We start from the raw sequence: 26742 nt of genomic DNA on the forward strand, positions 1-26742 counted from the left end.
ATTGTTCAGAGCATTTCGCGAAACGCTTCCCCATGCCAATCGAGGCGCAGGCAAGCGCTTCGCCCAACCCATCAAGGTTACTGTTTTTTTTCGACCATCTCCTTATACCAGGCCGCACAATGATGCCTGGCCCAGGCAGCCGTGACGGTTCCACGGGTCATGGCGCGGATCGAACCACGCGTCCAGTAGGCTGCGTAGACATGGACAATGAAACAGGTCAATGCGACAAAGGCGGAAAAGGCATGTACCACCACCGCGTTTCGGCGCAGGTTAACGGAAAACTCGGGTGCGAACCACGGTTGCCAGATGAGAATACCGGAGACCAGCAGCAGCAGAACGGATAGCAGCAGGGTCCTGGTTAGGAGTTTCTGGCCGAGGTTGTATTTGCCGAGCGGGGGCAAATTTTCCGTTCTGTTCCGCAGGATCTCCCCCATGTGTTTTCCCCATTGCCAGTCGACAGCGGTGATCCGATTGTCTTTCCATACCCTGGCCACCCAGATGAGAAAGAAAAAGGACATGGCCGCCCCAAAGAAGGGATGGAGGATACGCGCCCAGGTGCCGCCGCCGAACAGGCTGGTCAGCCAGAAGAAGAGGGGATGGAAGAAACCGAGCCCGGAAAGGCCGGCGAGAATAAAGGTGATGGCCACCATCCAATGGTTGAGCCGTTCGCTGGCGGTGTGCCGCTGAATGAGAGTCTGTTTGCTCATAGCGTTTCCTCCTTTTCCTCTGTGACCTCGTTGGGTCCCTGAGTCAGGTAGTGGAAGACTCCGCCGACAATGGCGGCGCCTAAACCGATATTCATCAGGGTTTTGGCGATCTCTTTCCACAGGGCGACAAGCGGGCTGATGCCCGGATCTTTCGGCAGTCCCTGATACAGCTCGGGCCGGTCGGCATGCTGGAGCACATACATCACATGGGTGCCGCCTACGCCGGGTGGGTTGTACAGGCCAGCCTGCTGGTAGCCGCGTTCCTTCAAATCAGCAATTCGGCCGGTGGCATGCTGGAGCATGTCCTCCTTGGAGCCGAAGGTGATTGCCCCGGTGGGACAGGTCTTGGCGCAGGCCGGCTCCAGGTTCACCGCCACCCGGTCGGAACAGAGCGTACACTTATAGGCCTTGCCGTCCTTCTTGGACAGGCGGGGGATGTTGAACGGGCAGCCGATGATGCAATAGCCGCAGCCAACACAGGCTTCCTCGTGAAAGTCGACAATGCCGTTGCTGTATTGAATGATTGCGCCGGGGGCGGGGCACGATTTCAAGCAGCCCGGATCGGCACAGTGCATGCACCCATCCTTGCGGATCAGCCATTCGAGCCGCCCGGGGGTAGGTTCGACCTCGGCAAAGCGCATCACCGTCCAGCTTTGATCGGAAAGATCAGCCGGGTTGTCATAGACCCCGTGGTTATTGCCAACGGCGTCGCGGAGGTCATTCCATTCCATGCAGGCCACCTGGCAGGCCTTGCAGCCGATACACTTGGAGATGTCGATCAGTTTGGCCACTTCCAGGGTGGTCCGGGCGTTGGGTGAGGGCGTGGTGGTGGCGGAACGTCGTCTAATATCGAGCGATTGCAGGGTCATGGTTCGCCTCCTTACACCTTGTCAATGTTCACGAGGAACGACTTGAATTCCGGCGTCTGGGTGTTGGCGTCGCCGACAAAAGGGGTCAGGGAGTTGGTGATATAACCGTTCTTGGCCACCCCCATGAAGCCCCAGTGGATCGGAACGCCGACGGTATGCACCTTCTTGCCCGCTATATCCAGGGTGCGGATCCGCTTGGTGACCACGGCCACGGCGACGATGAAGCCGCGCTTGGATCTGACCCGTACGCTGTCGCCGGCCTTGATGCCTTTTTCTCGAGCCAGGTCCTCGCCGATCTCGACAAACTGTTCCGGCTGGAGAATGGCATCCAAGGCCGCATGTTTGGTCCAGAAATGGAAATGTTCGGTCAGTCGATAGGTCGTGCAGACATGGGGGAACTGATCGGCTGAGCCGAAGGTGTCCCAGTCGCCCTTGAAGACCCGTGCAGCCGGATTGGCCCGCGCCTTGTCGTTTTTCGGGTGGAGCGGGTTGGCGGCCAGGGGCGACTCAAAGGGTTCGTAATGTTCGGGGAAAGGGCCTTCCGCCATCTTGTCGACAGCAAAGAAGCGTGCCACTCCTTCCGGATTCATGATAAACGGCCCCATGCCGTTTTCCGGCGGTGAGGCGGCGTTGAAATCCGGGATGTCGGAACCTGACCAGGTACCTGTGGCTCCATTCCAGGCGATCAGCTTCCGCTTGGGATCAAAAGGCTTGCCGGTGAGGTCACAGGAGGCGCGGTTGTAGAGAATTCGCCGGTTGGCCGGCCAGGCAAAGGCCCAGTTCAGGGTCTGGCCGATGCCGAAGGGGTCGCTGTTGTCGCGCCGTGCCATCAGATTGCCCTTTTCCGACCAGCAGCCAGAAAAGATCCAGCAGCCGCAAGCGGTGGAGCCGTCGTCGCGCAGCTCGGCAAAGCCGTTCAACTGCTGGCCGGCCTTGAGCAGGACCTTCGTTGCATCCTTAGGGTCGACTAGATCCTTCAAGGCTGACCCCGAAAATTCCCTGGCCAGCTCTTCGGGCGACGGATCCTCCGGCTGGCGATGCTTCCAGGTCAGGTTGAGGATGGGATCGGGGAAGGCGCCGCCATCTTTTTGATACATCTCGCGGAGCTTCAGAAAGATACCGGCCATGATGGCCTGATCCCCCTTGGCCTCCCCTGGCGGCTCGGCGGCTTTCCAGTGCCATTGCAGCCAGCGTCCCGAATTGACCAGTGAGCCATCTTCTTCAGCAAAACAGGTCGAGGGCAGGCGGAAAACCTCGGTCTGGATTTTGGTCGGATCAACGTCGTTGTACTCTCCGTGATTCTGCCAGAATTCCGAGGTCTCGGTGGCTAGGGGATCGATGATCACCAGATACTTGAGCTTGGTCAGGGCGCCGGATATTTTAATTTTACACGGAGCAGAAGCCAACGGATTGAATCCCTGGCAGATATACCCGTTGACCTTGCCCTGGTGCATATTCTCGAACACCTGGAGGATATCGTAGCCCTTGTCAAGCTTGGGCAACCAGTCGTAGCACCAGTTATTCTCAGTCGTGGCAGCATCGCCGTACCAAGCCTTCATCGTGCTGACGAAAAATTTGCCATAGTTTTGCCAATAGCTCATCTGGCCAGGCCGCATCGGTTTGTAGGCCCGCGCATTGATATAGGTCTGATAGTCTTGCTCCGCATCCCCGGCCAGCGACATATATCCCGGCAGCAGATTGGACAGCAGGCCAAGATCGGTCAGTCCCTGGATGTTGGAGTGACCGCGCAGGGCGTTCATGCCGCCGCCGGCAACGCCAATGTTGCCGAGCAGCAGTTGTACCATGGCCCCGGTGCGGATCATCTGGGAGCCCTGCGAATGCTGGGTCCAACCCAGAGCGTACATGATGGTCATGGCCTTGTTGGGGGCGGCGGTGCCGGCAATCATCTCGCAGACTTTGAGGAAATCGTCTTTGGGCGTGCCGCAGATGGAGGAGACCATTTCCGGGGTGTAGCGCGCATAATGCGCCTTCATCAACTGATAAACGCAACGTGGATTTGCCAGGGTCGGATCGGTGACCACATAGCCGTCCGTGCCAATCTGATAGCCCCAGCTTGATTTGGCGTAGGTCCTTATCTCGGCATTGTAGCCGGTGAACAAGCCGTCAACAAAGCCGAATTCCTCCTTCACCAGAAAGCTGAAATCAGTGTAATGCTTGACGTATTCGTGATTGATTTGATCGTTGCTTAACAGATAGTTGATCACGCCGCCGAGGAAGGCAATGTCGGTGCCAGCGCGGACCGGGGTGTAGAAATCAGAAACTGCGGCCGAACGTGTGAAGCGGGGGTCCACCACTATCAACTTGGCCTTGCGGTGGGCCTTTGCTTCGGTCACCCATTTGAACCCGCAGGGATGGGCCTCGGCGGCGTTGCCGCCCATAATTAGGATGAGGTCGGCGTTCTTGATGTCGACCCAGTGGTTGGTCATGGCGCCACGGCCAAACGTCGGGGCAAGACTTGCCACCGTTGGTCCGTGTCAGACCCGGGCTTGATTGTCGAAGGCGAGCATCCCCATGCTGCGAACTACTTTATGCGTCAGGTAGCCTGTTTCGTTGCTGGAGGCGGAGGCGGCGAGAAAACCGGTAGTCAGCCAGCGGTTGACGGTTTGTTCCTTGTCATTTTTAGCGATAAAATTTGTATCTCGATCGTCTTTCATCAAGGTGGCGATCCGGCTGAAAGCCTCATCCCAAGTGATACGCTGCCACTGCTTGCTGCCGGGGGCGCGGTATTCTGGATATTTGAGCCGATTAGGGCTGTGGACAAAATCGAGCAGGCCAGCCCCTTTGGGGCAGAGAGTGCCGCGGTTTACTGGATGATCCGGATCGCCCTCGATATGGATGATCTCGGCCGGGGCATTTTTTGAGGCGTCGCCCAGGCTATACATGAGGAGACCGCACCCAACCGAACAATACGGGCAGGTATTGCGGGTTTCGGTGGAACGGGTCAACTTGAACTCGCGGACTTCGGCCAAGGCATTGGTTGGGGAAAAGCCCAGTTTAGCCAAACTGGAACCGCCTACAGTAGCTGCACAGACTTTGAAGAACTGCCGTCGATTGTAGTGCATCTCGTCATCCTCCTTGTTGGTAGCTCGTTGACTTTTTTCGATAATAAATTATTCTTGTTCGAGCGTGTGTTGCCTTTTCTTTCAGTGAATTGATATTAGGAACATTATTTCAATTGCCAAATAATTGAGTTGCGTCAATTTCCGTCAACATTCAAAGTGTGAATTTTTTTTAAACACACGACAATAGCTCATTCCATAAGAAAAAATGAATGATATAAAGAAAGAAGATGTCCTTTAAATAGAGACATAGAATTCATGATAACAGATAAAATCATTTGATGAATGTACCGTTATTATATTCCTCGAAAGCAACGCGCAGCTCGTCTTGAGTGTTCATCACTATCGGCCCATACCAAGCTACGGGCTCGTGAAGAGGTTTTCCTGAAACAAACAGGAAACGGACGGGTTTGTCCATGGTCGTCACTTGCATAGTGTTTCCGGTCTGCTCATACAGTACCACGGTCTCATGTTCACAGATACATCGACGCTCCAAGTCGGACCAACCATGGCCCACCACCTCAAAGGAATATGCATCGCGACGATCATCGAAGTACCCTTCGCCGTCCAGCACGTAAACAAAAGCAGTGTGGTTGACGGGTAATGTATGGGTGAACACAGTCCCCGGTGGCACAATGATGTCGAGCATTTCTGGTTCGATGATAATATCCCGAACCGGGCCTTTTACACCGCTCACTACGCCAGCAACCACTTTGATTTTGACACCGTTCACCAGGGCAACCTCTGGGATCTCGGCAGCTTTGACCTCTTGGTAACGGGGGGCAATCATTTTATGGCTGGCGGGCAGGTTGGCCCAAAACTGAAAGCCCCACATGGTACCGGTGGGGCTTTCTTGGGGCATCTCTTGGTGGATAATACCACTGCCGGCGGTCATCCACTGCACATCCCCTGCGCTAATAATTCCTGCATTGCCCATGCTGTCCCCATGTTCCACCATTCCCTCAAGAATATAAGTGATGGTTTCAATGCCGCGGTGCGGGTGCCAAGGGAAACCCGGCAAGTATTCTTTGGGATTACTGGTATGGAAGTCATCCAGCATTAAAAATGGGTCGAACTGGGGTATTTGGGAATAACCGAAGGCACGCTTGAGATGAACTCCTGCGCCCTCGACGGTGGGCTGGCTCTTGAATATCTTGGCTATACGACGAACAGTCATAATTGCTCCTCCGTAATCATATGTTTTCAAAAGTAAGCATCACCGTAGTTCAGCAGGTAACTTTGATTATAATTATCCTTTATTCGCTCTCATAATCAACTCGAACCTGATAATATCATACACCAAATTGTAAACTGAGACGCTCGAAAAGCTTAACCGTCCCTCAAGACATTTCAATCAATACGGTCGATGTCAAAAGCCGCATAGGGCCATGATGTTGTACTAGCGCCAGTTAAAGTGATTGACTGATTTATTCCAGCCTGCTGTTTTATTGCGGTAACTGCTGGCAAGGTAATGCTCAAAGGTGTCGTGGATAGGTATCTGAAATCGCTAAAAAATTTCGGATAAAATGTCTCCTTCCCCGCATTCGGCGGCTGTTTCAAGGGAAACAAGCCGACCGTATATCTCCGTTTGCGGAACGGGTTCAGTAAATGGAGATTGCGGCTGATGATATGTATGGGCACTGACCAGGGTTCCCTTTCGCCTGTGAGCTGCACAGGGGGGGTGATCTCCGATGATGAAAATTAGGGTATCTCTTGTGACATACTTGGCGCTCTGCCTTGAAGGTACGCCCGGCACCTGCCTTCGGCTTTACAATCCTTTACTGCTTCTTTCAGCACTGGAAAGGCTCTTTCCATGAACTCGGTATCCAAGACCGTGTACGTTGAACAATCAGCCATGCAGCCTTGACCCCTTTTGGGGCGACCAGACTGACATCAGGCCTACCATATTCGTCCACGATCACCTTGATTCGAGCATTGTTCCGCTCGTGCACGGCCCGCATGCAAGGATGGTATTCCTCTTCTCGTAACTCGCCTGCGTCCATGAGTTCTCACAGGAGCCGCTGGTCGTCTTCCTGCATTGACAAAAGTTTCTGAAATAACGGATGATTCATCGCACGCAGTGGGCTCCTGGCTAACGTGGCGTTCTCCGGCAGCGGAGCACTGTGGAATTACATTCCAATTGGAAGGTATTGTTCAAAGGCCTCTCTTCTTCAAATAGCTCAGGGTCCATTTCTTGTTTCTGATGCAGAGTAACTTGATTAAAAATGTATATTTTTGCATTTACTCGTCGAAACATCACCATTTTCGGGTCGTTCCCAGAAACTCCCTTGCCAATTGTCGCCCCAGTTATTTTCCGCAATCCAAGGTGGAAGGCTAAGCTGAAAATAGATGGCCAGCGCATATATGTATGGCTCGTAAAGTAGGCGTAATTCAAGCAGTTTACGGTCGGCCGCCTCCCCCTCCTTTAGTTTCTGCCCTTTGCTGGTCAGGAGAAATCGTAATTCTGCCAATTTATCAGGAGGCAGTCGCTCAGGATTCGGTTCAACCGGACAGGTCAGAAACACCAACGAAAGATCAACAATGGCATGGCGGGCCATGGCAAAAGTGAGTTCTGCCTGACGTTCACAGGCCCCTTCTAATCCGACCATTATTAATGCACAGGTGTCTAAAATCGCAGTCAACGCTGCAAGCCACGACTGATTGTCATGCTGGGAACGGAAATAGGCGAGGACCGGATAGGATAGATGTCCTTCTAGCAATTCCGCCGACCAGTGTTCCCATTCGTACATGAGCTGCCGAAGTGCCTCTCTCCCTCGTTCGTAACTGTGCCGGCTGAGCATTTCTGAAGCAGTGGGAGGTGAACCGGCACGGGCATCGAGAAGCGAGATACTTACCTCGCGACTAGCGAATGTTTGATTTAGGGCAGGTAGATAGCCAATTATTAAAGCGAGAAAGGCGAATCCCATTCCTGATTCGACGACCACTAGCAAGCGCGTTAAAGAGGAATGGGGAAGTACGTCTCCCAGGCCAAGGGTAAAAAAAGTGCTGCCGCTTAGGTAGAGGTCAGTGATAAAGCCGGCTTGCCCGTCCATGGTCAGCACTGCGGAGCCCAGGGCCCAGTGGATGAGGGCAAAGCCGCTGACCAGGACGACTGCCCAAATGCTAAGAAGTACCAAAAGCGAGAGCGGACCAAAGTAGCTCAACCATGTTTCTCGTTGTTGCAGAGGAATCAGGGCATTCACTATCCTTACCCAAGAGTACCAGCTATTCCTGTAGAATAGCCTGGTTAGGCGGAAGCGGCGAGTCACCCTGCGTGGTAGAATGATAGTCTCGAATCCCTCCCAAAGGACCATGACAATTAAAATAATGCCAATTACGATTGGAACGAATTTCATGCGAACCTCCGTTGGGTACGGTATCCCCTGTGGGGACGGGTGAAAATAATTTCCGTTAGGTAAACCCCCGGCTTTGCCGGGGGACAACAAAAGTTTGACGGTTCCGGCATAATAAAGAAGCCTCCTCTCACGTGGACCGCTCAAAGTCACGAGAAAGGAGGCTTCATGAACAACTTACAATGTTTAAGCCACACGAAATGGGATTGCAAGTTCCATGTAGTGTGGATACCGAAATGCCGTCGGAAGATGCTTTACGGTCAACTTCGCAAGAATCTTGGAGATGTGTTCCATGACCTTGCCCGGCAGAAGGAGAGCCGGGTGTTGGAAGGGCATTTGCAATCCGATCATGTGCACATGCTGATTTCGATACCGCCGAAATATGCGGTATCGCAGATGGTTGGGTATATGAAAGGAAAAAGCGCGATCCATATAGCGCGGACCTACCTTGGCCAACGGAAGAACTATAGCGGCATGAGTTTTTGGGCACGGGGCTATTTTGTTTCAACTGTCGGTGCCGATGAAGAGGTTGTGCGGGCTTACATCCGCGAGCAAGAACAAGAAGACCATCGCGTCGAGCAACTGCAACTATTCAGATAGTCGACCACCGAATGGTGGTCAGAGAATCTGTTGAATATACCGCTTTGAGCGGTTCACAATCTTTCAAGCCACCGGCTTTGCCGGTGGTCACTGACTAGTGCATCGTTTCAGAGGTTCACTGCCTGCCGCAAGCAATATGTTCGATTCTTTATCAAAAAGGGTAGGTGGAGTTTGTCAGGATTACAAAGGATTATTTTTTCTTTTTTGAATCAAAACATATGCGACAATGCCAACCACAATTAAGTTTGCAACGAGTGCAAAAATCCTCACGAACGAGACCTTGAGGTATATTTCGTAAATTTCAAACGGAAAATAGATCGTTCCGCTCACTACGGCTAGCCATTCCGCCCACACCCTCTCTTTCCATAAGCCATACCCTTCAACAAAACGAAAGGCCGCATAGATCAAAGCCAAACAACCAAAAAACCATAATTTTTGGTCAGTTATATTATCTGCCAAATCGATAAATACAGTCGGATACTTTTGCGTAGGGTGCAAATGTACTTTTAAAATGAATTCGTAGGCAATTTTATGAGCATCTTTATGTAAGAGCCGGAGGAGTCCAAAACCAACCGCTAAAACCAAAGCTCCTTTGACCGCCTCAAAGATTGCGACAGTGTGAATACTTTTTCGTAAATGTAGTGAAGTCACTATTAGCTTATATTCCTCATAAAAGTGATTATTTAATCAAACATAGCATCATTGCAAAGTGTAACGTGGAAAAAAGAATAACGTACCAAAAACAAAAGGATATTATTAATGATTCCAGATAGTTTCAATCTTCATGAAAGGCCAGGGCCCTATGCGAACCCTTATCTCACAGGGATCTTGCTGGGGTTGGTTCTCTTGGCTTCATTCTTGATTCTTGGCGTAGGATTGGGCGCATCAGGAGGCATCGCGCGCATTGGTGCTTGGCTCTCCCTACACGTTTCAGCACCTCACACGCTTGGTAGCGAGTATTTCGGCAACTGGGGGGACAAGCCGTTGAGCTACTATCTAGTGTTCATGTTTGTCGGTACCTTTGTGGGAGCTTTGTTCTCAGCGTTTCTTAATAAACGTGTGAGCTTCCAGGTCGAACGAGGTGCCGCTGCTTCCATAAGCATCAGACTCTTGTACGCCCTTGCGGGAGGCGTGATCGTTGGCTTCGCAAGCCGTCTTGCCCGAGGATGCACTTCTGGTCAAGGACTCACAGGCGGCGCCTTGCTTCTCACTGGAAGTTTTGTGTTTCTATTGTGCATCTTTGTCAGCGGTTACGCCACCGCTTGGTTATTCAGGGGGCAATGGAATGATTAACACTCTCTACAACCTCGATACCCTCGGCACCTCCAGGGCCTTTTTCCTCGCACTACTCATCGGCTTAGGGTTCGGCTATGCACTTGAACGGGCTGGTTTCAGCAGCTCACGCCGTTTGGCCGGTGTTTTCTATTTTACAGATATGGCTGTTGTAAAGGTGATGTTCACCGCGATCATCACTGCGATGCTGGGGCTCTCTTACCTGTTGGTTTTTGGATGGATACAACTTGATCAAATTTTTCTCATGCCGACTATTTACGGTGCGCAAATCGTTGGCGGCCTGCTTTTCGGTTTCGGATTTGCCATGGGCGGTTGGTGTCCTGGTACAGCTGCAGCAGGTCTTGCAGCAGGTAGGATCGACGCACTCGTCTTCCTGGTTGGCGCTATTGGTGGAAGCATTCTGTTCAATGAAATATTCCCTTCGATCCGATCATTGTACGACGCTGGAGATCAAGGGGTTCAAATGGCCTATGACACTGTGGGCATGTCGCGTAATTGGTTCATCCTTGTCTTTACGTTGGTCGCGGTAGCCTCATTCTGGCTTTCCGAGTGGGCTGAGAAGGTTCGTACCGGCCGGGGATCCTATTTGGGTTCACCATTCTTGATAATCTTCAGTTTGGTTTTTGTGGCGCTGGCGAGCTGCTTATATATTTTGATGCCAGTCTCCAACTGAAGAGTGGTCGACAGAAACTGATTAAAAACTTATTAAAATTATTTATACCTGGAGGTCGTGGAATATGAAATTGCCAAGCCAAATCGATAGGATTTCCCTCATTTTTTTGCTTACATTACTCCTGCTAAGTGGGTTCGGTGGCATAGCCGCTGGCGAGTCACCGGTGAGTGATATAGCCATAAAAGGATATGATAGCGTCGCATATTTCCAGGCTGGCAAGGCCCTAAAAGGTAATGAGTCATTTACTTTCCAGTGGCATAATCTGACCTGGTATTTCCAGAGCAAAGAGAACAGGGATCTGTTTGCGACCGGTCCGGAGAGATTTGCCCCGCAATATGACGGGTATTGTGCCTGGGCCTTGACAGAGAAGCGGAAGGCCGTAACCGACCCGGAAGTTTGGAAGATCGTTGACGGGAAGCTTTACCTGAATTGCAGCATGGCAGCGTTTGAAAAATGGAGCAAAGATATTCCCGGTAACATCAAAAAAGCGGATGCGAACTGGCTAAAATTTAACACCGGAAATTGATCGTATGATTTCCGCTGGCTATTTCGTTATTGGAAAGTTTTTGGCCATTGAAGACTTCGATTCTGATCATATGAAATGAAAGCATCTTTTGGTAAAATGCTCATAAATGTGTATTTTACAAAAACTACTAAACGACTTATTGGGCACTCAAGATTAATCCACACATTGAGCACAGCTATGAATCCGGTCATTTGGAAGTGGACCGGTTAAGTCAGACAGGTCACTCTCGATTTAAAAATTTATGAAAAATCGCATTCGACGGACCTTGGCAACCTTCCTGGTCCTTCTTTTTTTCACTACCGGTTTCGGAAGTGCGAAAGATATTCAGGAGGTTGACCAAAAGAGAAATCAGCTGATCGGCTATATGCTCGACAAAGAGCTTCCCGTCATCCATTTCAGCCATAAGAAGATGGATGAGTCTCTGTCCATGGCGGCCTTTGACCTCTATTTGAAACAGTTGGATTACCAGAAAAGGTTTCTGTTGAGCAGCGATGTGACGGCATTGCGCTCTTTTGCCCTCTCTATACCTCATAATCTCGAACATGGATCCAATGTCCTGCCGGAAACAGGATACGATATCATGAAAGAGCAGATTGGCCAGGTTGAAAAGATGGTAGACCAGATCATCGCGGCTGGTTTTGATGTGAACAGTGATGAAGTTGATGAAACCGATCCGGAAAAGGTCGCCTATGCCGTCAACCTGAGTGGTTTGAAGGAAAGGTGGCGCAAAATAATAAAAGCTCAGGTTATGCACAGGTACCTCGATCTTGCAGAGGACCAGAAAATAGCAGAGGAAAAACTACCTGATAACGAGCTATGGAAACAGGCAAAAGAAAAAGTAACCAAGGTAACTAAAGATTTTTTTTTCCGTCTGCACCAGGAGACCCTGCAGGATCATTATGATCGTTATTTCAATGCGATTGCCATGGCCTTCGATCCGCATACGAACTATTTTCCTCCCAATCAAAGAGAGGAGTTCGATATCGAGATGCGCGGCAACCTGGAAGGGATAGGGGGGACTCTTCGTGAAGAGAACGGCTTTATCAAAGTAATAAATATCATCCCTGGAAGTCCTTCCGCTAAACAAGGCCTGCTCCAGGCCGGCGACACCATCCTCAAGGTGGCGGAAAAAGGTGCAGATCCGGTTGACATTACGAATATGCGTCTCGGCGACGCTGTACGGCTACTCCGTGGCCCCAAAGGAACAGAGGTCCGCCTGACGGTGAAAAAGCCGGACGGGAAAATTGAGGTCATTTCGATCATCAGGAATGTGGTTCAGATAGAAGCTACCTTCGTCAAGGATGCGGTGATTGATGCTCCAGACGGTGGGAAAATCGGTTATATTTTAATCCCGAGTTTTTATCGGGACTTCGAAAAATCGAAAGGCAGAAATGATGCCAGAAATGCAACCGATGATACTCGTAATGCCATAGAAGATCTGAAAAAGACTAAACTCAAAGGAATTATCCTGGACCTGCGCAATAATGGCGGCGGTTCGCTCATTGATGCAGTTAAAATCGCCGGGCTGTTTATCAAGTCCGGGCCTGTTGTTCAGGTCAAGGACATCAAAGGAAAGATCCAGGTTCTGAATGATAATGATGCGAGCATCGAATACAGCGGTCCGCTAGTCGTTCTGGTAAACCAATTTTCCGCGTCGGCCTCTGAAATAGTGGCTGCGGCCCTGCAGGATTACAAGCGGGCTGTTATTGTCGGTGGCGAACACACGCATGGGAAAGGGACGGTGCAGGCTGTTTTGAATCTGAACAAAAATATACGAGCTTCAAACTCAAAAGAAATCAGCGATGTCGGGCAATTGACTGTAACTATTCAGAAATTCTACCGGATTACCGGAGGATCCACCCAGTACAAGGGGGTTGTGCCCGATATCGTTCTGCCGAGTTTGTTCCAGCATTTAAAATCAGGTGAAAAATATCTTGATTACTCTCTACCTTGGGATCAGATCGGGACGGTAAAGTTCACTCTTTTCAGCGGTAAACCAATTGATCTGGATATGATCAGAAAAAGGAGTCTGCAGAGGGTCAAAAATGATCCTGGGCTGCAGGCCATCGCCCAGGAAGCTGTAAAGGCGGATGGACGAAGCAAACAGACCACGGTGTCGTTAAAGTTGGCAGACATGCGTCAGAGTATTGAGGAGGCTCATGAAGAGCAAAAAATTTTCAACACCCTGTTCCGTAATAATCAGACAGGACTATATGAGGACGAACAGTCTGAAATTGATGGAATAAGTGCGAAAAATGATGTTCCCAATTGGAAAGAGCGAATCAAACAGGATCCATATATAGGGGAAGCAAAACAAATCATTGTCGATATAAAATGATATGAGATAGTTTCGACTTGCCCTGACACCTCACTTGAAAAGATGAGGGTTACCAGTTTTGATAATGGTGCGAACCAACCATCAAAACAAATGGAGGCAACCCTCATGCTCAATGGTAACGAACGCATCGTAAAACACAAGATTGGATTACTCAATCTGGCGGAAGAACTCTCCAATGTCTCAAGGGCCTGTAATATCATGGGGCTTTCCAGAGACACCTTCTATCGCTACAGAGCGGCTGCCGGTAACGGTGGAATCGATGCGCTGATCGATAAGAGCCGTCGCAAGCCCAACATCAAAAACCGCGTCGAAGAGATGACGGAAGCGGCTGTGATTGCCTATGCAGTCGAACAGCCTCCTGGCAAGAGGCTTCAGGGTCTCACTGGTTACCGCATATTCACACTGTTCGACGTGCCATGCTCTCAGACCCCGGGAAAGCGAAATCAGGCTCGCCATATCGTCGATTTCATATTGATTTCCGCGTTTGCAACCACTTCATCCTACCAAACTTGAGCATTTCGGGGCTCAATCACTTCAACCTTACGGCTTTCGGCCTGTCGTTTGGCTGCCCTACGTTTAACCGTTTCAGTTACACTCAACGGTCCAAGGCTCGCTAACCGATGTCTGCTAGACTTTCCGGGAGTGCTTCGCACCCGTTAGAATATGCGGCCTTGCCCGGCCGCACTGCAAGCGGCTCGACGGAATAGATCGTATTTAACCACTGTGGTTAAATCTAACCAATATTTAAGATTGTCTAATGAGAAGTTAAAGGGTGATTGCATAAAATTATAATTAAAAACAAATGGTTGAATGATAAAAAATGAGTTTCATGACCTGGTTCGGAGATTGCTCTTGATAAAAGCAAGCCTTGGATGGAAACACCAGCAATTCTCTACCGGAGATATCATCAATGAAAGATGCATTGATAAAAGAGCGAGACATTTTTTCCCCTGGATCAGCAATGGTGCATAAAGATTTTGCAGAGGAATTCTCTGCCGGGGTTTGCCCCCATTGTGGTGGCTACCCCTCTTTTGACAAAGACGCTATGGACAAGGATTCTCGAAAGGCAATCGCTCCCGAGTGTTCTACCTGCAATTGTGAAAGATATGCATCGAGGATTGGCAAAAGCGCTGACCGGCATGGACTCGTTTAAACCGCGAACTGTCATGGGCAGAGGGTTAGATGACAAGTGACGCTCAGATAAGCGGAATCAAAAATTGTACCAATCGAGGGTGAGAAAAAGGTCCGCCTTGAGGTCTGCCGAGCCTCCACATCCTTTTGCAAACGGCTTGGATGTCCACTTCCAGTCAAGGCCGAACACCATTCATTGGAAGGGCGCATGAATATATTGCAGACAATTGTCTTCGACTTTGACCACACCCTGACGCCTTGGGATTCTTCTGAACGTTTTTTTCGCTGGCTCCTGAAACGCAGTCCATGGAGAATAGCGCTCGTCATGGCTGCAAGCCCATTCCTCGCCCCGCTTTTGTTGGGCAAAAACACGCGCAACCTGCCGGTTAAATTCGCTGTGTGGACGGCAACTTTGGGGCGGTCCGGCGATGCTGTCAGTGCATTGGTGAGAGAACATGTCACTGAGATTATTGCTCGGCAGCAGCCGCTGGTTATGCAGGATGCGATTCGCCAATTGAATCATCATCTTGCGCGGGGACATCGAGTTGTTGTCGCCACCGGCTCGCTCGAAGCGCTGGCCCGTGAATTGCTCGACCAAAGCGGCCTTGCCCATATCCCCTTGGTGGGGTCGTCGCTCAAGCCGTTTCTCAGGGGCATGGTGGCCAATGAGCATTGTTATGGGCATCGCAAAATCATGATGCTCACAGAGCGGGGTTATCCGCCCCCTTGGGTTGCGACCTACACTGACCATGAATGCGATTTACCCGTGATGAGACAGAGTGCAGCGTGTTTTCTGGTGAACCCACGCCCGAAGGCTATCCGGATCATTTCGGACGAGCTTTCCATTTTACCCGAGGTGCTTTCGTGGCGGTAAGCGGCATCACTCTCCGGCATGGCGCTCTACTCAGCGGTGATGAAGGGTGCGAATGAAAAAAATACTATTCATCTGCGGGTCGATGAATCAAACAACGCAAATGCACCAGATTTCCAAGCACCTTCCCGACTACGAGCACACTTTTTCGCCTTTTTACTGCCATGGGTTTGACGAGATGCTGCGCAAATTCGGCCTGATCGAATTCACGATCGCCGGGAACAAAATGGCGGAACGCTGCCGGGCCTATCTTCAGAATCACGGCCTTGCCATCGATTACCAGGGAAAAAAACAGCCCTATGACCTGGTGGTGACCTGCACAGACGTTTATCTGCAGAAAAACATTCGCGACAACCGGATCGTTCTGGTCCAAGAAGGGATTATCGACCAGGAATCCCTCATGTTTCAACTCGTTAAGCGTCTCCGGTTTCTTCCGAGGTGGATGGCGGACACGGCAATGACGGGTCTCAGCAATGTATACCAGGCCTTTTGTGTGGCCAGTGAGGGCTATCGCGACTTCTTCATCCAACGAGGCGCGCGGCCCGAGAAAATCGTGGTGACTGGCATACCCAATTTCGATAATTGCCGGCAATATTGCGCGAACGATTTTCCTTACCACCACTATGTGCTGGCCTGCACGTCCAATTACAGGGAACTGTTTCGGTACGAGGACCGCGAGGCCTTCATTCGAAGGGCGGTGGGGATTGCTGGGGGGAGGCAGCTTATCTTCAAGCTGCACCCGAACGAAAATATCGAGCGCGCCACCCGGGAAATACGAACGCACGCGTCGGCAGCCATGGTGCTGACGAAGGGGAGCGCGGAAGAAATGATCGCGAACTGCGATGCCCTGATTACTCGTTTTTCGTCAACCGCCTTTGTCGGCGTTGCGTTGGGGAAGGAGACCTACTCCGACTTTGATATGGTCACCTTGACCCGCCTGATGCCTCTGCAGAATGACTCGGCAGCCTTGAACATCGCCACCGTCTGCCGCCGGGTTCTTGAAGAGAATTGACGGCTGCTCAAGGTCCCTTACCGATAAGATTTGCTGGCTGTTAGAGCCTCTGGCTCTTTGATATGTAAGGGGTTGTATGTTGGAGAAGACTTGAGGCACTCCATTGCTTGTCATCCATCGAGGAAAGGAACATTGAAGGCATTAGTAACAGGAGCGACAGGATTTATCGGCAGCCATCTGGTGGAAGCCCTTGTGCAACGAGGAGCCCAAGTCCGATGCCTTGTTCGGAATACAAGCCAGTTAGGGTGGATAAAGGATTTGCCGGTTGAATTTGTCGCCGGGGATTGCCTGGAGAAGAACTCGCTCAAACAAGCTGTGCTGGGCGTCGACCAGGTGTTTCATCTTGCCGGTGCAACCATGGCGGTCAAAGAAACAACTTTCTTCGAGGTCAATGGGTTGGGCACCAAGAACCTCGTCCAAGCCTGCACCGAACACAATACCCGTCTTGAAAAATTTATCTATCTTTCGAGCCAGGCAGCAGCCGGACCGTGTCCGAGCTTCGGCAAGAAAAAGGAATCCGACCCCTGCGAGCCGGTTTCGCCCTACGGGAAAAGTAAATTGCTGGGGGAGGAACTGGCCTTGTCCCACGCGCAAGAACTTCCTCTCCTCATCCTGCGGCCCTGTGCCGTTTATGGGCCTCGGGATAAAGGTTTTTTGACACTTTTTCAATGCATCGCCAAGAACATCAATCCCTGCCTCACCGGCCCCGATCAGCATATTAGCCTGTGCTATGTTGAGGATCTGGTCCGAGCGGTCCTTCTGGCTGCCGAGAGTCAAACAAAGAACGGGGAAATATTTTTCCTGTCCGATGGCCATGATTACCGGATGGGGGAAATCGGCGATATCTTCGCGCAAGCAATGGCGAAACGCGCCCTGAAGCTCCGCCTGCCCCAACAGCTGCTCTTCGGCTTGGCTTTTTGTGCAGAATTTTTCGCCAAGGTCAGCGGCAAACCTTCCATTATGAGCCGTGGAAAGGTCAGGGAAATGGGCTGCACGAACTGGCTCTGCGACATTGCCAAGGCCAGGACAATACTTGGTTTCGAGCCCCGGATTGCTCTTGCACAGGGAGCTGCATTAACCATCGCTTGGTACAAAAAAGAACAGTGGCTTTAGCCATTATGCCGGAATGTTTGGATGTTCAACCTTTCAAAAAGAGCAATCATGGCTGGTATTGAGATCGTTACGGTAACTAGCAGATCAGAGCTTAAGGACTTCATCGACCTGCCCTGGACAATTTATGCCGACTACCCTCAATGGGTTCCCCCCCTGAAGAAGGAGGTTCGCCGGATGCTGGATCCCGGCACCCATCCTTTCTGGGAATTTTCCGAGCGTATCCTGTTTCTGGCCCGGCGCGGCAAGAAGAACGTTGGCAGAATCGCGGGCATCATTGATCGCCATCATAACGAGTTCCATCGTGAGCAGATGGGTATTTGGGGATTTTTCGAATGCGCCGACGATCCGGAGGCCGCGTTGGCCCTCTTTTCGTCGGTGGAATCGTGGGTTCGCCGGAAGGAGATGACCTTCGTGCGAGGCCCGCTTAATCCGTCCCTTAATTACGAGGCAGGTTTGCTCATTGATGGCTTTGATTCTCCGCCGGCGTTGATGATGCCGTACAATCCGCCGTACTATCCGCGATTGATCGAAGCGTGCGGTTTCAGCAAAGAAAAAGATCTGTTTTCCTTCATCATAGACGGGGAGTACCGGCTGCCCGAGTGGATGGAGAGTCTTGCAGAACGGCTGACCCGGAAAAAAGGTATCCACATCAGGCCATTTCGGCTCAAGGACCCGGTTCCTGAACTTGCCCTGGTCAGGGAGATTTTCAACGACTGCTGGTCCGGCAACTGGGGGTATGTCCCCTTGAGTGATCATGAGATAGGGGTAATCGGGAAAAGCATGGTGGCCATCGCCGATCCTGACCTGGCTTTTTTTATCTACTATGAGGATGAACCCGCAGGGGTCTGCGTTATCCTGCCCGACATCAACCCCTTGCTCAAGCGCTTCAACGGGCGCATCGGCTTGTCGGGATTGCTGAAAATCGCCCTCTATCGGCAGGAAATCACCGGATTGCGGGCATTGCTTTTCGGCATCAAGGAAAAGTATCGCCAACTGGGACTTCCTCTGCTGGCCATCCGCCATCTGTATGAGGTGGTGCGAAAGAAAGGGAAATATAGCGCTCTGGAGCTGTGCTGGACCTTGGAGGACAACGAGTCGATCAACTCTTTGGTGGAGGAAGCCGGTGCGCGAATACACAAGAAATATTGCATATACAGGAAGTCGTTATGATGATTGAAGGCGGGGCTGTCACCTGGCAGCGGAGGCATGGACAGAGTGTCTGATCAGCGGATTCCCATCATTGCATTTGTCTGGCGGCCCGAAGAAAGAATCTCGGCGGTGACCCAAATGGCGCACCGAACGGGGAGCAGGGCCATCTTCGATTTTTCCCTGATGGAGGTGGAGCCACTCTTTTCCGCCTTACGAAAAGCAGCTTCCGCTGGCCCGGTCCGGGATATCAAGATTTCCGCCCTTGCTTTAATGGATCCCTCTTTGCCGCTGTTGCTGCAAGAAACAGGGGTCGAAAACATCTGGGTCGAATGCCATCCCATGTTTTTTCTGGACGATTATTACGCCTCTCTCAAGAGATTAAGGGAATTGTCGAAAATCTGCCGTTGCTTTCCAATCATCGGAGACCTGGATCTCCTGACGGCTATTTTGCCAGATAGCACGGGAATCGGGCGTATTGTCTTGAAAGGGTGTGAAGCCTCTGGATTCGTGAGCAATGAGACGACGCTCGCACTCTATGCAGCAGTCAAAGAGATGATGCCCCGCTTATCGCACTCTGTCGATATCGTTCTCTGGGGGGGCGTCTCCACCCCAGAGGCGGCAGCGGCCTTCCTGGTCACCGGGGCTCAAGGGATCGTCTTTGAGAGCGTTCATTGGCTGACCGATCTGGTTGCCATTGATGATGGCCAACGCCAGCGGATTGCCAACCTTCGCCTCGATTCCACCGATTTGATTGGCCTTGACGTGCAGGTTCCGTGTCGTTTGTTCAACAAGGGCAACTCGATTGTTTGTAAGGCAATCAAACACTATGAGAGCTCGCTGTGCGAAGCAGAGATCACGGAACAACACCGCCGTTCCTTCGCAGACCGGGTGAGTGCGGGAGCCCTCCAGCCTCTTGCGAGCCATTTTACCCCCGACGATATTATCCCTCTGGGGGTGGAAGCCGCCTTTGCGGCCTCCTTTGCCGATCGTTTTGGCACCGGAACCGAGGAGGCCGTGACGTCCTTCATGGCCGAGATTCGCAACCGCTGCCGCCTCGCTGCAACGAACAAGGATTGCTTTGTGGACAGCCCGGTTGCCAGGGAGATGGGAACCCGATACCCCTTTATCCAGGGGGCCATGTCCTGGATCACGGATGTCCCCGAGTTTGCTTTGCGTGTTGCCGAGGCCGGCGGATTGCCCACCATCGCCCTGGGCATGATGGATGCGGCAACCCTTGATCTGCGGCTGGGACGTTTGCCCGAGATCATGGGAGAGTTCCCCTATGCGGTCAATATTGTTTCGCTGGCGGAGAATCCTTTCAGGGCGAGCCAGCTAGCCTGGATAAAGAAACACCAGCCCCGTTTTGTGGTGATCGCCGGCGGTGATCTCTCACCGCTCAAGGAATTGCTGGAGTGCGGCATCGAGGTTATCTACATCGCCCCTGACGAGTCCTTGTTGCGGCTCGCCCTTGAAGCGGGCGTTCGCTCCGTGATTATCGAGGGGTACGAGGCCGGCGGACACGTGGGGCGTCATAGCACCCTCACTCTGGCGCAAAAGGTGTTGGACCTGAGACGGTTGCACCCCTCCCTGTTTCATAAGTGTCACCTTGTTCTTGCCGGAGGAATCTTTAACCGGGAGACTGCCTTCCTAGCCGCTTTGCTCGGAGCGGACGCCATCCAGATGGGGACCGCCTATCTGGCCACCCGGGAGATCGTGGAAACGGGCGCCCTGACAGCGCTCTATCAGCGCATGATCCTGGACTCGACTCCTGGGGGAACAGTCGTCTCAGGCCAGGCCACCGGACTTCGGGTGCGATCCTTACGAACCCTGAGAGCGGACGCGGTTTTATCCCTGGAGCGGGAGTTCACTGCGGGACAGCAGGACGAACACTCCTTCCGCAAGAACATCGAAGAGATGACAGCCGGGAGCCTCTTTGCTGCGGCTCGAGGCCTGGACAGGCCAGGCGGGGCAACGCTGGATGAACGGGCCTGTCTGGAACGCGGGCAATTCATGAGTGGAGCCTGCTCCGGTCTTATCGGTACGGTCCTGGATCTGCAGTCCTTCCACCTCCACTTGGCCGAAGGCACGCTGGTGCTTCATCAGCCCTTTGCGGGAATGATCGAAAAAAATCCAGAAGCACCGCTCTCCGGGGGCAACCGTGTCCGGAGGCAAATTGCACCTGCCCGAAATGATGGTGCCCGCATCGCCATCACCGGGATGAGCATTCTCAATGCCTTGGGGAGCAGTCCCGAGGGGGTTTGGGATGCAAGCCTGGCCATGGAGAGCGGGATTAAGCTGGTGCCGCCTTCGCGTTGGGATCACAGTCTTTTTTATGATCCCCGGCCGCAGGTTCCGGACAAGACCTACTGCAAGGTGGGCGCCTTCCTCGATTTTCCGATCTCCCGCCATGAGCTCGGCATTCCTCCCCATGATTTTCGGACCATGACCGAAGCCACAAAGATCACCCTCTGGCTTGCCGACAAAGCCATCCGGGCATCCGGTCTTCTGGATTCGGACATCCCGCGTGAACGGATCGGAGTCCTCATCTCGCAAAACTCGGGGGAGGCGGCGGGGACCCTCACCAATACGATCATCAGGGCGTATGTTCATGATATTGTCGGCTCAATAACAAGGGCCATACACCTCACGCCGGATCAGCGGAGCGCCATCGAACGGGAGGTGCGGTCCGGCCGCATGGCCCCAGATGACACCACCCTTCTGGGCAGACTCAACTGCGCGGCGGCCGGATTCATCTGTAACCGCTATGGGTTCATGGGACCAAGCTACGCGGTCTCCGCAGCCTGCGCGACCTCGCTGGTTGCCTTGTACAGCGCCATCCAGATGATCAAGAGCGGTGTTATCGATGCCGCCATTGTCGGCGGAGGCGAGGATAATCTCACCCATCTGCATTTTCTCGAATTTTCGGCTTTGGGCGCCCTGTACGGGCTGTCGGGACAGGAAAGGCCCGCCCGCGAGACCTCACGGCCCTTCGATGCCCAAAGAGACGGCATGGTCCTGGGTGAAGGCGGAGGGATGATTGTTATTGAACGGGAAGGTTCGGCCCGTGCACGAGGCGCCCGCATTCACGCCGTCATCACCGGCATGGGCGCGAGCAACAACCATCTGGGCATGGTCGAGTCCTCCAGTCGGACCCAGGAAATCGCTATCCGCGCCTCTTTCCAGGAGACACCCTATGGGCCTGAGGGAGTGGATCTGGTGGAATGCCATGGCACGAGTACCCGGCAAGGCGACGTCGAGGAGGTTCGAGCCCTCAAGGCCTTCTTTACTGCCTCCAAGCGCACTGTTCTTACCTCCTTCAAGTCCCAGATCGGACACACCCTTGGCGCCTCGGGCATCAACAGCCTCATTCGCGGCGTCATGGCCATGCAGGCAGGGTTTTTTCCCCCTACGCTCAACTATCGCCATCCCGACCCGGCGATGGACCTGAAAGGATCGGGCCTTTTGATCGCGCCTGAGCCGCATGACTGGGCGTCCAAAGGTGGTCGGTTGCGAAGGCTTCAGGTCAATGCCTTCGGATTTGGTGGTTCCAACTACGTGGTGCAACTGGAGCAGGCCATGGATGGGGCAGGGGCGATCCTGGTATCGCCGGGCTGCGCGCCCGGTCTCGCCCAAGCCAAGGCTGGCACCACGGCGGCTGTGCCGGCAGAGTCAAGTCCTGCTGGAGAGGCAAGGGGCGGTCCTTCCGGTCTTGAGGGTGTCTCTTTCTTCCGGGCCAAGATGGATGGCCGCAACTTCCGGCTGGCTGTAGTGGCGGAATCTGAAGAAGAGGCGCTCACGGTTATCGAGAGGTCCCGCTATCTTGCCGAGGGCGGAACCGTCAACCCCCAAGCCTTGCGATCCCTGGCGCAGCAGGGAATCTTCATGGGCAATGCGGATCTGCCCGCGCCCCCGCTGGCTTTGGTCTTTCCAGGGCAGGGAACCCACTACGCAGGCATGGGGAGGGAACTTTACGAGTCGTTTCCAGTCATCAAAAAAGAGATGGATCGGGCTGCGGCCGTGGCGGACTTTGACCTTCTCTACCTCCTGTTCCACGACCACGAAGAAAATCTGCAGAAGACCAGATGGCAGCAGCCAGCCTTGTTTGTGCTCGAATATGCCATGGCTCGATACCTCACCACACTGGGTATCAGCCCGGTGGCCTTGGCCGGTCACAGCCTTGGCGAACTGACTGCCTTGTGTCTGGCCGACGTCTATTCCTTGGAGGACGGATTTGGCATCGTCAACCAGAGGGCGTTGTGCATGGACAAGGCCGCTGGGCTGCAGGATGTGGATCCCGGCGTCATGGCGGCGGTGGATGCCCCCTTGGACCTGCTGCGCGAGATGATCCAAGGAGGGGCGGGAGACGTCCATGTCAGCAATATCAATTCACCACACCAGGTCGTTGTCAGCGGCAAGACCGAGGCGGTGCATGATTTTTGTACCCGACTCAAAGATCGGGGATACAGGGCCACGCCTTTGCGCGTCAGCATGGCCTTTCATTCCCCGATCATGCGCGTCATTCGCGCTGAACTGGAGGCCTACGTTGCCGCCATCCCCTTTCATTCCCCCCGGATCCCGGTCATCTCCAACACAACCATGGCGCCGTATCCATCGGATTCCGGCGAGATCAGGCGCATCCTCATGGCCCACCTGGAATCACCCGTCCATTGGATGCAGAATGTCCAGACCCTGTGGCAGGATTTCGGCGTTCGGCTCTTCGTTGAGGTGGGCCCCGGCGATATAGTCAGCGGTTTCATCACCGACACGCTCCCGGACCCGGCATGCATCCAGACCTGTCTGCCCGCAACCGAAAGCCTGACCTACAAGACCGCCCTGGCGCAGTTGTTCGTGCATGGCGCTTTGCAACCTCCTGGAGAACCGCAGTTTATTTCCCTCCCTGTAAAGGCTGCCGCATCTCACCCGGTTGCCCAAGCACCTGCGTCGTCGGTGCCTGAACCCATGGGTGTTGACGCCAACGCGGTGGCAACGATCATGCAAAGAGAGATCAACCGGTTTGTGCTCGAGACCTCTGGCGGCCTCCTAAAGCCCATTATCCTGGAAGCTATCCGCCAGGAACTGCACCCGCACTTTCAGGAAGATGATCTCTCCTCTGCCTTGCAATCCATGGTTGGGGCTTCTGAGCCCCTTGCAGGGCGGATGCCGGTCTCTCCGGGTACGCCGGCAGCCCTGCCCCCGCCGCTCGATCTCACCCCGTTGACACCAGGTCCGGAGCAGCCCTCACCGCCGCCAGGCGAGGGGTCCGAGCACCAGAATCTGATGGAGCAGCTCATTGGCATCATCATGGAGGCGACCGGATTCAATCGAGACGAAATTCAACCCGGAATGGATCTGCGCAAGGATCTCTCCATCCGTTCCAGCCGCCTCCCGATCATCATGGATGCGGCGGAACGCCATTTTGCCATCACCATAGAATTGGAAGATTTTATCGATGTCCGTACAGTGCAGGACATCGCCCAGAGGATTGCCACAATTATCGCCGCTCAGGAAGTTGCCAGCCCGCAATCGCCCGCCGCGCCGGATAACAGCAGCCCGGCATGGGATGGGACTCTGCATCCCCTGGAAGATGAAGGGCTCAAGCGGCTGGTCTTCCACCAGGTCGTTGTCGAGCCAGCGGCCTCCATTCCCATGGCATTTAATCCCGGAGAATCCATCCTCATTCTCTCGCCTGACAGGGAGGAGCGACGTGCCGGAAAGGTACAAGACATCCTCAAACGTGATTTCAGGGTTGCCTCGTTGCCCATGCTGTTTCTGTCGGGGAATCCCGATGCGGGCGACGATGAGGGCCAGGACATTCGCTCGACTGCAGGGGCCGCCAGAGCCGCCGCCCGGGTAGCGGGCCTGAAGTCCCTTGCTGGGATGGTGATCCTCCTGCCGCAAGGTGGGGCGGACCATTCAGCAAGCATGGAGGATGTTTCGCGGTTGCTCAGGGGATTCTTTATCCTGTTGCAAGCCTTTCTCAAGGCTCCGGGTAAGAAATTTGTCGTCCTGATCCACTCCGGGGAGGGAAACGAAACGGCCGCTCAGCTCCAGACGGAAGGGATGTTGGGCCTCTTTCTCAGCGCCGCTCAGGAATATCCGGCGGTCCAGTTCCGGACCCTTGCAATCGGCAATGACACCGACCTGAGTGCAGCCTTACGCGCTGCCCTGGACAGAGGTTACCCGATGGTGGAGATGGTGCATCGTGCGGGCAGGGTGTGGACCTCGGAGGGGATCATCGCCCCGTTACGCTGGACGAATTCGGCAGGTCCTGATCTGCTCCCTGGAGATGTGGTCGTCATATCCGGAGGCGCAACCGGGATCGGTGCCCACCTGGCCCGCAGTCTTGCACCCTTTCATCTCCGCTTGGTCTTTCTGGGGCGGACGTCGCTGACGCATCCGCCCGCAGGGCCTTCTGGCGACGGCAACAAGGCTGCGGAGATTGCCCGGACCCTGGCGGAGCTGCATGCCGCTGGGATCGAGGCCTTCTACCATACCTGCGATGTCGCCGATCCCGAGGCGGTCCGGGCGGTCGTGGACGAGGTGGTCCATCAGTATGGCCAGATTCGCGGGGTCATCCACGGCGCCGGTGTCCTCAGGGATACCTTTCTCAGCCGGATGACGGCCGATGAGTTCTCCCTGGTCACGGACATTAAATTCCTCGGAGCCTGGAATCTCTTTCAGGCGGTCGAGAAGGCTGGCTTGCGATTTTTTGTGGGACTTTCTTCAGTGGCCGCCATCCAGGGGAATCCTGGCCAAGCCAACTACGCGGCAGCCAACCGGATGATGTCGGCGCTGCTCAGCACCTTCCGGCAAAAGCATAGCGCCATCCGGTTCAAGGCCTTGATGCTGCCTCCCATCGAAGGGGCGGGCATGGCCGAGGATCCGCACGTGCGGGACCTGATGAAGCGCATGGGCGCGTCGTATGTCCATGTGGCTGAACTCGCTGGGCTGTTCTGTCGGGAGCTTTTCGTCTCCCCGGCCGACGATGATTGGGTGCTGTTCATGCGGACGCTTCCCCCCATAGAGAGAGCAAGGCTCAAGGTCATGCCCGGTCGCTTACTCAATGGCGAAGCGGAGAGTGGGATCGAGGCGTTTGGTCCCGAAGATTTTCCCCTGATTGAGGGAATTTCTAGTCTCGACCTGCGCCGGGAACAGCTCGAGGCCTTCAGGACCTTTGCCCGGGAAAAAGATCTATGGATCGAGGATCACCGGCCCTTGCTGTTCGTCAAACATCCCCTGGTCTCAGCCGCCATGTTGCTTGAGACCTTCATGGAAGCGGCCCGGCTGCTGTATCCGTACTTGCAGGTGCGAGGCGTTCGCCAGGTCCGTTTCATGGACATGATCCAATGCCCTCCCGGAGTTCCGCGGCCTTGCAAAATTTCCTGTTGCCGAGTGGGCAATGGTCTGCAGGAGGTGGTATGCGAGGTCTCGCTCGCAACCCGGTCAATCTCTCCCATCGGCAGATTGACCAACCGCTTTACCCCGCATAGCGAAGGGCAGGTGATCCTTGATAGCGGCGATAATGGAGAGAATCTCGGCGAGGGCTTCCCGGATTTTCCGGTCCGGTTAGACGAACTGCGGACCGGCCCAATGGAGCGCGCACAAGTGCTCAAATGGTACCAAGACTATAGCGGCCTTGCCGGCAGATATCGCGTGCTGGAGCGCCTTGACGGTGCCGGTCCGGGAGTGGTCCAGGGACAAACCATCTACCGGCAGACTGATGATTTCGCCGATCTGGCCAACGCGCAGTACCAGTATTCGCCCTACCTGTTCGAAGCCCTCCTGCAATTGACCGGTCTCTACTGCGTTGCCATGCAGATGCCGGAACAACGGACCATGATTCCCATGGAGATCGGGGAGATGCGGTTGAGCCGAATATGCCGGGTGGGGGAGCGAATCACCCTGGAGGCACGCCTGCGGGCGCAAAACGAGCAGGGTTTCAGCTGGGATGCCCGAGGACTGGACGAGCAAGGCCGCACCCTCATGCAGATTGCCAATCTACGCATGCAATGGGTGGCAGAGTGAGT

General features: G+C 53.7%; 16 protein-coding genes and 1 pseudogene. 11 read left to right on the top strand and 6 right to left on the bottom strand.

Features of this window, described 5'->3' with window-relative positions; genetic code table 11:
* Positions 1–77: 77 nt before the first annotated feature.
* The 5 genes from ACHZCX_RS02335 to ACHZCX_RS02355 form a co-directional block, all read right to left on the bottom strand.
* Positions 78–707, bottom strand: coding sequence for a formate dehydrogenase subunit gamma (locus tag ACHZCX_RS02335; RefSeq protein WP_319585628.1), 630 nt, complete (start codon positions 705–707; stop codon positions 78–80).
* Positions 704–1576: a formate dehydrogenase subunit beta gene (gene fdxH / locus ACHZCX_RS02340; RefSeq protein ID WP_319585629.1), complete on the bottom strand. Its 873-nt coding sequence runs from the start codon at positions 1574–1576 to the stop codon at positions 704–706. Before fdxH ends, ACHZCX_RS02335 begins: the two co-directional genes overlap by 4 nt.
* A gap of 11 nt (positions 1577–1587) precedes the next feature.
* The gene (gene fdnG / locus ACHZCX_RS02345) at positions 1588–4659 is read right to left on the bottom strand and encodes a formate dehydrogenase-N subunit alpha (RefSeq protein WP_319585630.1); all 3072 of its coding nucleotides are present in this window, start codon (positions 4657–4659) and stop codon (positions 1588–1590) included.
* Positions 4660–4930: 271 nt separating this feature from the next.
* Positions 4931–5833, bottom strand: a complete 903-nt coding sequence (locus ACHZCX_RS02350) for a pirin family protein (protein WP_319585631.1) — start codon at positions 5831–5833, stop codon at positions 4931–4933.
* Positions 5834–6875: 1042 nt separating this feature from the next.
* A complete protein-coding gene (locus tag ACHZCX_RS02355; protein WP_319585632.1) occupies positions 6876–8012 on the bottom strand; it encodes a potassium channel family protein in 1137 nt (378 codons plus the stop codon).
* 165 nt (positions 8013–8177) lie between these two features.
* On the opposite strand from ACHZCX_RS02355, the gene tnpA reads away from it, so the two are divergent.
* Positions 8178–8609: an IS200/IS605 family transposase gene (tnpA, locus tag ACHZCX_RS02360; RefSeq protein ID WP_319585594.1), complete on the top strand. Its 432-nt coding sequence runs from the start codon at positions 8178–8180 to the stop codon at positions 8607–8609.
* Between the two features lie 180 nt (positions 8610–8789).
* Here the strand turns inward: tnpA and ACHZCX_RS02365 are convergent, their stop codons facing one another.
* The gene (locus ACHZCX_RS02365) at positions 8790–9260 is read right to left on the bottom strand and encodes a DUF2127 domain-containing protein (protein ID WP_319585633.1); all 471 of its coding nucleotides are present in this window, start codon (positions 9258–9260) and stop codon (positions 8790–8792) included.
* Between the two features lie 108 nt (positions 9261–9368).
* Here ACHZCX_RS02365 and ACHZCX_RS02370 point away from each other — a divergent pair, with 108 nt between their 5' ends.
* The 10 genes and pseudogenes from ACHZCX_RS02370 (at position 9369) to ACHZCX_RS02415 (ending at position 26740) form a co-directional block, all read left to right on the top strand.
* The gene (locus tag ACHZCX_RS02370; RefSeq protein WP_319585634.1) at positions 9369–9902 is read left to right on the top strand and encodes a YeeE/YedE thiosulfate transporter family protein; all 534 of its coding nucleotides are present in this window, start codon (positions 9369–9371) and stop codon (positions 9900–9902) included.
* Positions 9895–10575, top strand: a complete 681-nt coding sequence (locus tag ACHZCX_RS02375) for a DUF6691 family protein (RefSeq protein ID WP_319585635.1) — start codon at positions 9895–9897, stop codon at positions 10573–10575. Before ACHZCX_RS02370 ends, ACHZCX_RS02375 begins: the two co-directional genes overlap by 8 nt.
* 64 nt (positions 10576–10639) lie before the next feature.
* Positions 10640–11101 carry a YHS domain-containing (seleno)protein gene (locus ACHZCX_RS02380; protein WP_319585636.1) on the top strand — a complete coding sequence of 154 codons (462 nt, stop codon included), beginning with the start codon at positions 10640–10642 and terminating at the stop codon, positions 11099–11101.
* Between the two features lie 241 nt (positions 11102–11342).
* Positions 11343–13439 (top strand): carboxy terminal-processing peptidase, encoded by a 2097-nt coding sequence (locus ACHZCX_RS02385; RefSeq protein WP_319585637.1) that lies wholly within the window; start codon positions 11343–11345, stop codon positions 13437–13439.
* 105 nt (positions 13440–13544) lie between these two features.
* A pseudogene (locus ACHZCX_RS02390) lies at positions 13545–13796 on the top strand (helix-turn-helix domain-containing protein); the annotation flags it as partial.
* Positions 13797–14778: 982 nt separating this feature from the next.
* Positions 14779–15444, top strand: coding sequence for a haloacid dehalogenase-like hydrolase (locus ACHZCX_RS02395; RefSeq protein ID WP_319585638.1), 666 nt, complete (start codon positions 14779–14781; stop codon positions 15442–15444).
* A gap of 52 nt (positions 15445–15496) precedes the next feature.
* A complete protein-coding gene (locus tag ACHZCX_RS02400; RefSeq protein ID WP_319585639.1) occupies positions 15497–16453 on the top strand; it encodes a hypothetical protein in 957 nt (318 codons plus the stop codon).
* Positions 16454–16585: 132 nt separating this feature from the next.
* Positions 16586–17566 (top strand): NAD-dependent epimerase/dehydratase family protein, encoded by a 981-nt coding sequence (locus ACHZCX_RS02405; RefSeq protein ID WP_319585640.1) that lies wholly within the window; start codon positions 16586–16588, stop codon positions 17564–17566.
* Between the two features lie 48 nt (positions 17567–17614).
* Positions 17615–18736, top strand: coding sequence for an acyl-CoA N-acyltransferase (locus ACHZCX_RS02410; protein ID WP_319585641.1), 1122 nt, complete (start codon positions 17615–17617; stop codon positions 18734–18736).
* 36 nt (positions 18737–18772) lie between these two features.
* The gene (locus tag ACHZCX_RS02415; protein ID WP_319585642.1) at positions 18773–26740 is read left to right on the top strand and encodes an SDR family NAD(P)-dependent oxidoreductase; all 7968 of its coding nucleotides are present in this window, start codon (positions 18773–18775) and stop codon (positions 26738–26740) included.
* Positions 26741–26742 lie beyond the last annotated feature (2 nt).

It is taken from the genome of uncultured Desulfobulbus sp. (assembly GCF_963662935.2).
In the GTDB taxonomy this organism is placed as follows: domain Bacteria; phylum Desulfobacterota; class Desulfobulbia; order Desulfobulbales; family Desulfobulbaceae; genus Desulfobulbus.

Bases quoted from the DNA above. Each gene is read 5' to 3' on its own strand.
- ACHZCX_RS02335 (WP_319585628.1), bottom strand. From the start codon at position 707: ATGAGCAAACAGACTCTCATTCAGCGGCACACCGCCAGCGAACGGCTC.
- fdxH (WP_319585629.1), bottom strand. From the start codon at position 1,576: ATGACCCTGCAATCGCTCGATATTAGACGACGTTCCGCCACCACCACG.
- ACHZCX_RS02350 (WP_319585631.1), bottom strand. From the start codon at position 5,833: ATGACTGTTCGTCGTATAGCCAAGATATTCAAGAGCCAGCCCACCGTC.
- ACHZCX_RS02355 (WP_319585632.1), bottom strand. From the start codon at position 8,012: ATGAAATTCGTTCCAATCGTAATTGGCATTATTTTAATTGTCATGGTC.
- tnpA (WP_319585594.1), top strand. From the start codon at position 8,178: ATGAACAACTTACAATGTTTAAGCCACACGAAATGGGATTGCAAGTTC.
- ACHZCX_RS02370 (WP_319585634.1), top strand. From the start codon at position 9,369: ATGATTCCAGATAGTTTCAATCTTCATGAAAGGCCAGGGCCCTATGCG.
- ACHZCX_RS02375 (WP_319585635.1), top strand. From the start codon at position 9,895: ATGATTAACACTCTCTACAACCTCGATACCCTCGGCACCTCCAGGGCC.
- ACHZCX_RS02380 (WP_319585636.1), top strand. From the start codon at position 10,640: ATGAAATTGCCAAGCCAAATCGATAGGATTTCCCTCATTTTTTTGCTT.
- ACHZCX_RS02385 (WP_319585637.1), top strand. From the start codon at position 11,343: ATGAAAAATCGCATTCGACGGACCTTGGCAACCTTCCTGGTCCTTCTT.
- ACHZCX_RS02395 (WP_319585638.1), top strand. From the start codon at position 14,779: ATGAATATATTGCAGACAATTGTCTTCGACTTTGACCACACCCTGACG.
- ACHZCX_RS02400 (WP_319585639.1), top strand. From the start codon at position 15,497: ATGAAAAAAATACTATTCATCTGCGGGTCGATGAATCAAACAACGCAA.
- ACHZCX_RS02410 (WP_319585641.1), top strand. From the start codon at position 17,615: ATGGCTGGTATTGAGATCGTTACGGTAACTAGCAGATCAGAGCTTAAG.
- ACHZCX_RS02415 (WP_319585642.1), top strand. From the start codon at position 18,773: ATGGACAGAGTGTCTGATCAGCGGATTCCCATCATTGCATTTGTCTGG.